We start from the raw sequence: 10,332 nt of genomic DNA on the forward strand, positions 1-10,332 counted from the left end.
TTTAAATAAAAAAAGCATATAATTAAAAACATTTTATTTTCAATTTATATAGGAGTGATACAATGAAAAAGCTACTTGTTTTATCAGCTTTGGCATGTCTTAGTGTTTCAGCTTTTGCTGCGGATGGTGCTACACTTTATAAAAAATGTGCAGTATGTCATGGTGCTAAAGCAGATAAAGTTTATCTTAATAAAGTTCCTGCTTTAAATACTTTAACTGCAGCTGAAAGATTACAATACATGAAAGATTATGCAGCAGGTAAAAGAAATGCTTATGGCCAAGGTGCAATCATGAAGATTAACCTTAAAGGTTTAACAGAAGCAGATTTTAAAGCAATTGAAGAATACATCGAGAGCTTAAAAAAATAATTTGACAGCCTTTATGGCTGTTTTTCTTGATTTTTCTTTTCCAAAGCTTCTTTTTTTCTTTTTTCCAAAATCACTGCATCGTTTAAAGCTTCTTCGCTATCATTTAAAATAGTAAATTTATAATCATCGTCAAATTGCTTATTTTTGATCCCCCAAAGTAAAGCACAAATTGCCAAAAATAAAGCAACCATAGAAACACCTATCATCATTATTAAAACACCATTCATTTTTTAATCCTTAAAGCATTTAAAATCACTATTATACTACTAAAAGACATTGACAAAGCTGCAATTAAAGGATTAATCAAACCAAAAAAAGCTAAAGGCATGCTCAAGGCATTATAAAATAAAGAAAAAGCTAAATTTTGTTTAATAATTTGATAAGTTTTTTTAGCTATTTGTATAGCCTTTTGCAAGCTTTTTAAGTCGTTTTTTAACAATATAATATCACTATTTTCCATAGCAAGCTCAGAACCTTCTTTTAAAGAAACCCCAACACCTGCATAAGAAAGTGCTAAAGCATCATTTACCCCATCTCCTACCATTAAAACCTTACCTGTTTGATTTAAGTTAGCTATTATTTGCATTTTATCTTCTGGCATACATGAAGCTTTGAAATGATTTATTTTTAATTTTTCAGCTACCTTACTCACAGCAGATAAATTATCACCACTTAACATATAAATTTGCATTTTGCATTCTTTCATAAATTCGATCAACTCTTCAGAGCTTTCTCTCATACTATCTTCTAATTCAAAAACTGCTAATATAGTTTTATTTTTAGCAAATATAAAATGCGTAGTTTGAAATTCTTGTACTTGCATATGATTTTCTTTGAAAAATTTCTCATTTCCTCCCAAAAATTCATCTTTACCCAAAAAGGCTTTATAACCTCTTGCTTGAAAATTTTGAACTTTTTCAAATTCTATTCTGCTATCAATTTTTTCATCTAAAAATTTCAAAATGCTTTTAGCCACTGGGTGGTTAGTCAGGTGTAAGAAATTTAATAACTCATTTTTATCTAACCTCTCATCCAAAAAGCTTTTTTTAACTTCTAAACTAGCCTTTGTTAAAACCCCTGTTTTATCAAACACAGCCACATTGCACTTACTCAAATCCTCCACAACACCTGCTTCTTTAAATAAAATTTTTTCCTTCAAACCAGTGCTAATTGCTACTAAAGAACTCACCGGTGTAGCTAAAGCCAAAGCGCATGGACAAGCTATGATTAGCACAGAAACCATGCGTATCATGGCTTCTTCAAAACCTAAATTTAGTACAAAAAAAGTAAAAACAAAGCACAACAAAGCACAAATTAAAATAATAGGCGAAAAATACTTACTTACCTGTTGCACCATTTTTTCTATTTTGGCTTTTTTAGCACTTGAATTTTCAAGTAAATCAATAATCCTAGCTAATTTAGAATCCTTATAAAGAGCATTTGTCTTATATAAAGCATTCCCGCTTAAAACTAAAGAAGCAGAATAAATCATATCATCTTTTTGCACATCAAGTGGTAAGCTCTCTCCGCTTAAACTAGACATATCTAAACTAATATTACCGCTAATACACACTCCATCTATTAAAACCCTATCGCCTTCTTTTAACTCTATAATATCTCCTATTTGCACCTCTTCTACATCGATATTTTCTATTTTTTCATTTTTTAACACCCTTACTTCATTACCTAAAAATGACCTCAAATGATCGAGCGTATCAAGGGCTTTTTTCTTACTTAAAAGCTCTAAATACTTTCCTATAAAAACAAAACAAATAATCATCGCCACAGAGTCAAAATATACCTGTGAAGCTCTTGAGAACATTGCCCACACTGAATATATATAAGCTAGACTTGCTCCACCAATTACTAGAGTATCCATATTAACACTTTTAAATTTCAAAGCATAATAGGCATTTTTATAAAAAATCGAGCCTGTGTAAAAAAGTACAGGAGTACAAAGTAAAAATTCAGCAAAATGTAAAATATCTTTAATATCAGCTTCCATACCACTAAAAAACCCAGCATATTTAGCTACAGATATCCACATGATATTCATTACGCAAGCTATAGCAACTATTAATTTCGCATAAAAATCTCTTTTGGTTTGAGTTGCTCTTTGTTCATTTTTTGTAGGTAAATACACACTAGCTTTATAGCCTATACTTTCTATATTTTGGATAATTTTTACTAGATTAATACTTTTTTCATCAAAAACAATTCTAGCTTTATGAGTAATAGAATTAATATCAACCTCTATCACTCCTTCACTTTTAATGAGAATTTTTTCATTAAGCCAAACACAGGCTGCACAATGAATTTCTTCTATCAGTAAAAAAACCTCACTAAAGCCTTCTTTTGTTTTTTGTATGTATTTTTCATAGTCTTTAATACTATATTCTATTGTTACTGGGGTTAAAGTTTGATTACCAAGTTTTTCATAAAATTCCTCCAAATTATTCTCTTGTAAAATTTCATATACACTTTCACAGCCTTTACAACAAAAATAATTTCCATTTTTTTCTATCATTTGTTCTTGTTTAAAGCTTAATTGGCAATGCTTACATCTCATTTTATACTTTCTTTATAAGTTTTTACAATATTTTATCATTTTTTCAAACTTTCAATTTTAAAAATTATTTACAAAGCTATATTATAATTTCTAAAATTTGACAAAAAAGTATTTTTTTTAATAAAATCTTTTTTGAATAAACTAAAACAAAAACTACATTTTCTACATTTTATGAGGATATATGGAAAATACAAAAGAAAAGAAACAACACCAAAGAACACACATTCCTGTTGAAGGTTATAAAATAGAAGATTTAAAGTTGCTTGATTTAGAAAGCTTAGTAAAAATAGCAAATGAAGCAGAAATAGAAAATCCAAGAGAATTTAGAAGACAAGATCTTATTTTTGAAATTCTAAAAGCACAAACCAAAAAAGGTGGCTTTATACTCTTTACAGGAATTTTAGAAATTTCGCCTGAAGGTTATGGATTCTTGCGTGGAATGGACTCAAATTTAAGCGATAGTGTAAATGATGCTTATGTATCAAACTCACAAATTCGCAAATTTGCTCTGCGTGTAGGAGATATAGTTACTGGTCAAGTTAGAGAGCCAAAAGATCAAGAAAAATACTATGCTTTATTAAAAATTGAAGCGATTAATTATCTTCCATTAAAAGAAGCTAGAGAAAGACCTTTATTTGACAATCTTACTCCAATTTTTCCAACTGAAAAAATCAAATTAGAATATGATCCTTTAAAATTAACAGGTAGAATGCTTGATCTGTTTGCTCCTATTGGAAAAGGTCAAAGAAGCTTAATCGTAGCACCTCCAAGAACTGGTAAAACTGAGTTAATGAAAGAACTAGCTACCGCTATTGCTAAAAATCATCCGGAGGCTCATTTGATTGTACTTTTAGTAGATGAGCGCCCTGAAGAAGTTACAGATATGCAAAGATGTGTTAAAGGCGAGGTTTTTAGCTCTACTTTTGACTTACCTGCCTATAATCATGTTAGAGTGGCTGAACTTGTTATAGAAAAAGCAAAAAGGATGGTAGAAACAGGTAAAGATGTCATTATATTACTTGATTCTATTACAAGATTAGCAAGAGCTTATAATACTGCCACACCAAGCAGTGGTAAAGTTTTAAGTGGCGGGGTTGATGCAAATGCCTTGCATAAGCCAAAGCGCTTTTTTGGTGCAGCTAGAAATATAGAACATGGTGGCTCATTAACCATCATAGCAACTGCCTTGATAGAAACAGGCTCAAGAATGGATGAAGTGATTTTTGAAGAATTTAAAGGAACAGGAAATAGCGAAATCGTTCTTGATAGAAATATTTCAGACAGAAGAATTTACCCTGCAATTAACATCATAAAATCAGGCACTAGAAAAGAAGAATTACTCCAAGGTGTTGAAAAACTTCAAAAAATTTGGGCAATTAGATCAGCTATTTCACAAATGGATGATATAGAAGCTTTAAAATTCTTATACTCTAAAATGCTAAAAACCAAAAGCAATGAAGAGTTGTTATCCATCATGAATGAGTAGTAATGCTCCAAGCTCTTGCTGTTAAATACAGACCAAAAAATTTCAATGAGCTTGTAGGGCAAAATACTGTTTCTACAAGCTTAAAATATGCTCTTGAAAATAATCGCTTAGCACATGCTTATTTATTTTCAGGATTACGCGGAAGTGGAAAAACTTCAAGTGCAAGAATTTTTTCAAGAGCTCTAGTATGTGAAAAGGGACCAAGTGCTAATCCTTGTGGAGAATGTTCTCAATGCTTATCTTCACTCAGTGGCTCTAATATAGACATTATAGAAATGGATGCTGCAAGCCATAGGAGCTTAGAAGATATTCAAGAGCTTATCGAGCAAGTTAAATACGCTCCATCTTTAGCTAGGTTTAAAATTTTTATTATCGATGAAGTGCATATGCTTACCCCACAAGCAGCAAATGCCTTGCTTAAAACCTTGGAAGAACCACCAAGCTATGTAAAATTTATACTAGCAACAACTGACCCTTTAAAACTTCCTGCTACGGTTCTTTCAAGAACGCAGCATTTTAGATTTAAGCAAATTTCTATCCACGATATCTTAAATCATCTTGAGTGGATTTTAGAAAAAGAAAATATCAATTATGAAAAAGAAGCTTTAAAACTCATAGCAAGAAGTGGAAACGGATCTTTAAGAGATACTCTAACTTTATTAGATCAAGCCATAGTATATTGTCAAAATCATATACAAACACAAAAAATTACTGCGATGCTAGGCTTTTTAGATCCATCTAAAATTGAAGAATTTTATCAAGCCATTTTAGCTAACGATAAAGATAAAGTTCTTGAGTTTTTAAAAGAATTTGAAGATTACGAGGCAAGTAATGTCATCGATGAGATGATATTTTTTTTAAAAGAAGCATTTTTTGCCAAAAACAATCTTTTTTCTATGTTAATTTACGAAAGATTTTTTAGAATTCTTTCGCGCGCTAAGACTATGTTAAATTCTAGCGATGATGATAGTTTTGTACTTTGTGTTATGGCTTTCATGCTTATAGAAGCAACTTATCTAAAAAGTATTGATGAAGCTATTTACAGCAAAAGTCCAAAACAAGATAACACACCAAACCCAAAACAACAAGAAATTCTTTCTATACAAACAATTAAAGAAGAAAAACTTAATCCTTATGAAAGTTTGTTAAAAGCTATTTACAAAAGAGATTATGATTTAGCTGAAGTTTTCAAAAAAACCACGCAGTTTATTTCCTTTGAAGATGATATTTTAAGTATTAGCTCACATGCTAAAGATGATGATAGAAAAATCCTAAACAATGGCTTTAAATTAATCAAAGTCTTGCTTCATGAACTTTTTGGAGAAAAAACACAAATTAAAATTCAAAAAATAGAAACTATAGATACCCAAAAATTACAAGATATATTCAAAACTCCTATAAAACAAGAAATAAAAAGTACTCCGAATTTAAATGAACATTTTGAAAATTTTAAAAAAGATGCTAAAAAATACGATCCTAAAGACGAAACCAAAGAAGCTCTCAATAAGCTCTTTGGCTCCCCAACTATACAAAATTAAAAACTGCCGTTGATTGAAATATAAATTCTTCTTCCTTCTTCTATGCGATTATAAGTATTTACCCAAGTATCTTCACCTTTGTTTTTATAAGACTCCCAATCATTTGTAAAACTTTTATCAAAAAGATTATAAATTGCCGCATTAATATTCCATTTTTTATTAATATCATAACGCACACCCATAGAAGCTAAAAAGACATCTTGATAATACTCTCTATTAATATTTGTATCACCCATATAACGATCTATTTGCCATTCGCCTTTTATCCATGGAGTGAATTTACTAAAGATATTATAACTTGCTTTTAACATGATATTGTGTTTTAGACTATCAATTTCTGGTTTTCCTATCATAGTTTCATCTTGCGCATCTTTAATTTCACTATCAAGATAAGTATAAGCTAGATCTAAATTTAAATGCTCTACAGGAGTAATCCCAGCTCCAAGTTCTATGCCTCTATACTCAACCTTGCCATGATTAATCGCCTGATAGCATGTATCAGCTTCACATTTTCCAATACCCAAAATCATACTATCTTTACTAAATTTTTGACTAGAAATTTTATCTTTAAAATTTGTTAAAAAGCCAGTTGCTGAAATATAAAACAAATCATTATTATAAACAGCGGCTAGTTCATAATTAAGCGATGTTTCTTCTTTTAAATTCGGATTTCCATACATAGGATATTTACCTTGTCCACTATAATTATAAGCACCAGCTATCAATCTATTAGCATATGGGGTTCTAAAGCCTGTTGAAACACCGCCTTTTAAAGTAAGCTCACTAGTAGGATTATAAACTAAATAAGCTCTTGGAGAAATGTTATTTCCAAAAATTTCATGATAATTATATCTTGCTCCAAAAGTAAATCTTAAATCATCTCTTATACCATATTCATCTTCTGCAAAAAAAGCTAATAAATATTGATCAAAATTAGTAGGATTAGCAATTTTATCTTGCATTTTCTCAAGTCTATACTCACCACCCACGCTTAAAATATGACTTTGACCTAAAGGAATAACTGATTTTGTATCTATAATAATATCTTCAGCAACTATATCTCTATTTTGCCCTAAAAATGGCTGATTTGCTTGGCCAACTACCTCACGCCCATCGTTACTTACACGGTTATACTGCAAAGTAGAAGTAATTAAAAAATCATCATATACCCCCTCATGACTTAAATAAGTTACCAACTTATCCACTTGCATGGTATCTGTATAACCACCTGTTAAAGAGCCATTATTTTTATCTGTTGGTTTTGTTAATGTACCGAGTTGGCCTTTTTTATTATCATAATGATTTCTTGAAAAATCAATATCAAATATCAAAGTATTATAATCATCTATTAAGTAATTTAATCTAGTTCCTAAATTAAAATTACTTGCTTTTGTAGGACTTTGTGCTTGATCACCTTGCACTCTTTGACCACTCCCATTACTAAATTCAACATTAGATTGTTCTCTATAAAACTCTCTAAAACGCAAAGTAAGTCCCAAACGATCATTCATCAATGGACCACTAGAATATATACTTGCGCCATAAGTATTACCCCATTCTTTATGTGCATTAAAAATACTATCCAAACTAAATGATGTTTCCCACTCGTTACTTACTTTTTTTGTGATGATATTTACAACACCACCCAAAGCTTCAGAACCATATAAAGTGCTCATTGGCCCTTTTATTACTTCTATTCTTTCTATACTAGAAATTGGTGGTAAGAATGAATTTGAAATTTCATTAAAACCATTAGGTCCTACTTCTCCACCTATTCCTTGACGACGCCCATCAATCAAAACTAAAGTATATCCAGTAATACCTCTCATGGTAATATTATAAGAGCCTGTTTTTCCTTTACTAGCAAATAAATCTACACCAGGAATATCAGCAATAGCTTCAGCAACATCTCTATAAGGCTTACTCTCTAAATCTTTTTTACCAATCACATTTATAGTAGCAGGAGCTTCTTTAATATCTTGAGAAAATCCCGAAGCACTCACTATAGAACTATCTAATAAAACTTCTTGTGATAAAGCATTACAGACCAAAAGACTAGCAACACAAACTGACAAGCAATAATTTTTCATTATTTCCTTTCTTAAATAAACAAAATTTTCAAAGTTGGAATATTATGATAATAATTATTAATTTAAAATAAATTTATTATATCAATTATGATAATTGTTATTAATAAATAATTTAATTTTCAGTAATATAATCACAAAAATTTTTAAAGCGAGGATGTATGGAATTTTTAAAAACTTATATTGACTTAATTATATTTATTGTTTTAGGGTTAATGGCATTTATTGCTATATGGTGCACTATAGAACGCATCTTATTTTTTAGAAAAATTAAACTAAATGATTATCAATGCCAAGAAAAATTTGATGATGCAATTAGTGAAAATATCACCATGCTTTATATTATTTACACTAACGCTCCTTATGTAGGACTTTTAGGAACTGTAGTAGGGATTATGATTACATTTTACGACATGGGAGCAAGTGGAAATATTGATGTAAAATCTATTGTTATTGGCTTATCGCTGGCTTTAAAGGCTACTGCTTTGGGAATTTTAGTTGCCATCCCTTCTTTGATGGCTTATAATGGGTTGCTTAGAAAAATATCAACTTTGAGTAATGCATATCGTATTTTTAAGGATAAAAATGCTTAAATTACCAAAAAATGAAAGTTTAAATATTATTCCTTTTATAGATATAATGCTTGTTTTACTAGCCATTGTTTTAAGTATATCCACTTTTATCGCACATGGTGAAATCAAAATCAATCTACCTCAAAGTGAAAATTCAAATTCCATAAGTGAAAATAAAGACAAAATAAGCATCTTAATCGATAAAGAAAATAAATTTTATATCGATGGAAAAACAGTTTCCATAGAAGAAATAAAAGAAAAATTTGACACTATAAATTCTAAAACCTTAGTAGAGTTAAAAAGCGATAAAGAGGCAAAATTTGAAAGCTTTGTAAAAATTATTGATATTTTAAAAAATAAAAATCATGAAAATTTTCAAATTTTAACAGAGCACAAAAGATGAAGACTTTTATAAGTAATCATAAAAATCAATCATTTTTCATTACTTTATTTATCTTTTTACCTTTACTTTTTGTTTTTCTTTATACTAAGAATTTTTTACATATACAACATAACACTACAAAGGAAGAAAAATTTAATATAGCTATAAAACAATTTTTACAAGATTCTCCTAAAGTAAAAAACGAACAATCTAAACAAGAAAAAATAAAAAAAATAGAACAAGTAAAAGAAAAACCTATCGTTCAACCTAAAAAAATAAATACTTCAACCGATACTAAAGCAACAAATCGATTAAAAGAGGAAATAAAATCTCAAAAAATAACATCTCAAGAAAAAAACATCCTGATAAATTCTCAAGAAAGTATATCTTTAACTAATAACAATGAACTTTTAAAAGAAGTTAAGCAAGCTATAGATAAAGCTTTAATTTATCCTAGGCAAGCTAGAAAAATGCGGATGAGTGGTGAAATTTTAGTAGAATTCACATGGACTAAGGATAAAAACTTATTAAACTTAAAAATATTAAAACCATCAAAATATAAACTATTAAATGATAGTGCCTTAGAAACTATACGCATAGCATCTAATAATTTTCCACAATATGAAAAAACTTTTCATATAAGAATACCTTTAATATACAAAATAAACTAAGCAATTTTGCTTAGTTTGTCTTGGTTAAATTATGTCCTTTATAGATCCCATAAATTTTATAATCTCCATTTTTAAGCATCAAAACTACAGGATATTCTTCTTCATAACCTTGTTCCATTCCAGGACTTCCTTGAGGCATACCAGGAGCAGAAATACCTATAACATCCTCAGGTTTATTTTCCAAAAGCCAAGCAACTGCATCTTCAGGAACATGCCCTTCTATAGCATAGTCATCAATCACGCCAGTATGACAGCTTTGATACATAGGCTGAATATTCATTTTTTCTTTTATTTTTAAAAAATCTTCACTTTTGTGTATTTGTACTTTATAGCCTTTATCTTTCATATAATTAGCCCAAAGATCGCAACATCCACAAGTGGGACTTTCGTAAATATTTAATATTTTTTCATTAGCCAATAAGCTTGTAAAACCAAGCGTTAAAGTTAAAAATAATTTTTTCATATATCCTCCAAAAATAAAAAAGATACAATACATTATAAAAATTAATATTTTATATCAAAAACCAAAAATATCAACTATGGCTAATTAAAAATATTAAATTAAAGTATTACTACTAAATAAAATTTCTAAATAACTTTTCTGATTTTCTACCACTTAACAAGTACTAAAACCTTCTTTTTATTTTGTAAAACTAAAA

At 29.3% G+C, this 10,332-nt stretch carries 10 protein-coding genes; 6 read left to right on the forward strand and 4 right to left on the reverse strand.

The annotated features are described in order from the left end of the window. The first annotated feature begins 62 nt into the window (after window positions 1-62). Complete coding sequence (locus tag CAMP5063_RS05935) at window positions 63-368, forward strand: c-type cytochrome (RefSeq protein WP_133319851.1); 306 nt, start codon at window positions 63-65, stop codon at window positions 366-368. A gap of 11 nt (window positions 369-379) precedes the next feature. Here the strand turns inward: CAMP5063_RS05935 and ccoS are convergent, their stop codons facing one another. Next, entirely contained in the window at window positions 380-595 is a 216-nt protein-coding gene (ccoS, locus tag CAMP5063_RS05940; protein ID WP_263666814.1) for a cbb3-type cytochrome oxidase assembly protein CcoS, read from the reverse strand. After that, window positions 592-2,937: a heavy metal translocating P-type ATPase gene (locus CAMP5063_RS05945; protein WP_263737752.1), complete on the reverse strand. Its 2,346-nt coding sequence runs from the start codon at window positions 2,935-2,937 to the stop codon at window positions 592-594. Before CAMP5063_RS05945 ends, ccoS begins: the two co-directional genes overlap by 4 nt. Before the next feature lie 181 nt (window positions 2,938-3,118). Between CAMP5063_RS05945 and rho the strand changes: the two genes are divergently transcribed. Both rho and CAMP5063_RS05955 read left to right on the forward strand, forming a co-directional pair. Further along, entirely contained in the window at window positions 3,119-4,423 is a 1,305-nt protein-coding gene (gene rho, locus CAMP5063_RS05950; protein WP_039617780.1) for a transcription termination factor Rho, read from the forward strand. Window positions 4,424-4,425: 2 nt separating this feature from the next. Beyond that, window positions 4,426-5,961, forward strand: a complete 1,536-nt coding sequence (locus CAMP5063_RS05955) for a DNA polymerase III subunit gamma/tau (RefSeq protein ID WP_263737754.1) — start codon at window positions 4,426-4,428, stop codon at window positions 5,959-5,961. Here the strand turns inward: CAMP5063_RS05955 and cfrA are convergent. Then, on the reverse strand, window positions 5,958-8,051 hold the full coding sequence (gene cfrA / locus CAMP5063_RS05960; RefSeq protein WP_263665897.1) for a TonB-dependent ferric enterobactin receptor CfrA: 2,094 nt from the start codon (window positions 8,049-8,051) through the stop codon (window positions 5,958-5,960). The two genes, CAMP5063_RS05955 and cfrA, sit on opposite strands and share 4 nt — an antisense overlap. A 158-nt stretch (window positions 8,052-8,209) precedes the next feature. On the opposite strand from cfrA, the gene exbB reads away from it, so the two are divergent. Genes exbB through CAMP5063_RS05975 form a run of 3 tightly spaced genes read left to right on the forward strand, consistent with a single transcriptional unit; the run spans window position 8,210 to window position 9,673 of the window. Beyond that, window positions 8,210-8,641 carry a TonB-system energizer ExbB gene (exbB, locus tag CAMP5063_RS05965; RefSeq protein WP_133319846.1) on the forward strand — a complete coding sequence of 144 codons (432 nt, stop codon included), beginning with the start codon at window positions 8,210-8,212 and terminating at the stop codon, window positions 8,639-8,641. Further along, window positions 8,634-9,023, forward strand: coding sequence for a TonB system transport protein ExbD (gene exbD, locus CAMP5063_RS05970; protein ID WP_263665899.1), 390 nt, complete (start codon window positions 8,634-8,636; stop codon window positions 9,021-9,023). The genes exbB and exbD overlap by 8 nt, the downstream gene beginning before the upstream one ends. Further along, on the forward strand, window positions 9,020-9,673 hold the full coding sequence (locus CAMP5063_RS05975) for an energy transducer TonB family protein (protein WP_263737755.1): 654 nt from the start codon (window positions 9,020-9,022) through the stop codon (window positions 9,671-9,673). Before exbD ends, CAMP5063_RS05975 begins: the two co-directional genes overlap by 4 nt. Window positions 9,674-9,683: 10 nt before the next feature. Here CAMP5063_RS05975 and CAMP5063_RS05980 read toward each other — a convergent pair whose 3' ends face one another. Then, the gene (locus tag CAMP5063_RS05980) at window positions 9,684-10,136 is read right to left on the reverse strand and encodes a DUF411 domain-containing protein (protein ID WP_263737756.1); all 453 of its coding nucleotides are present in this window, start codon (window positions 10,134-10,136) and stop codon (window positions 9,684-9,686) included. Window positions 10,137-10,332 lie beyond the last annotated feature (196 nt).

The sequence above is a fragment of the Campylobacter sp. RM5063 genome, from assembly GCF_024723655.1.
GTDB lineage: Bacteria > Campylobacterota > Campylobacteria > Campylobacterales > Campylobacteraceae > Campylobacter_D > Campylobacter_D lari_D.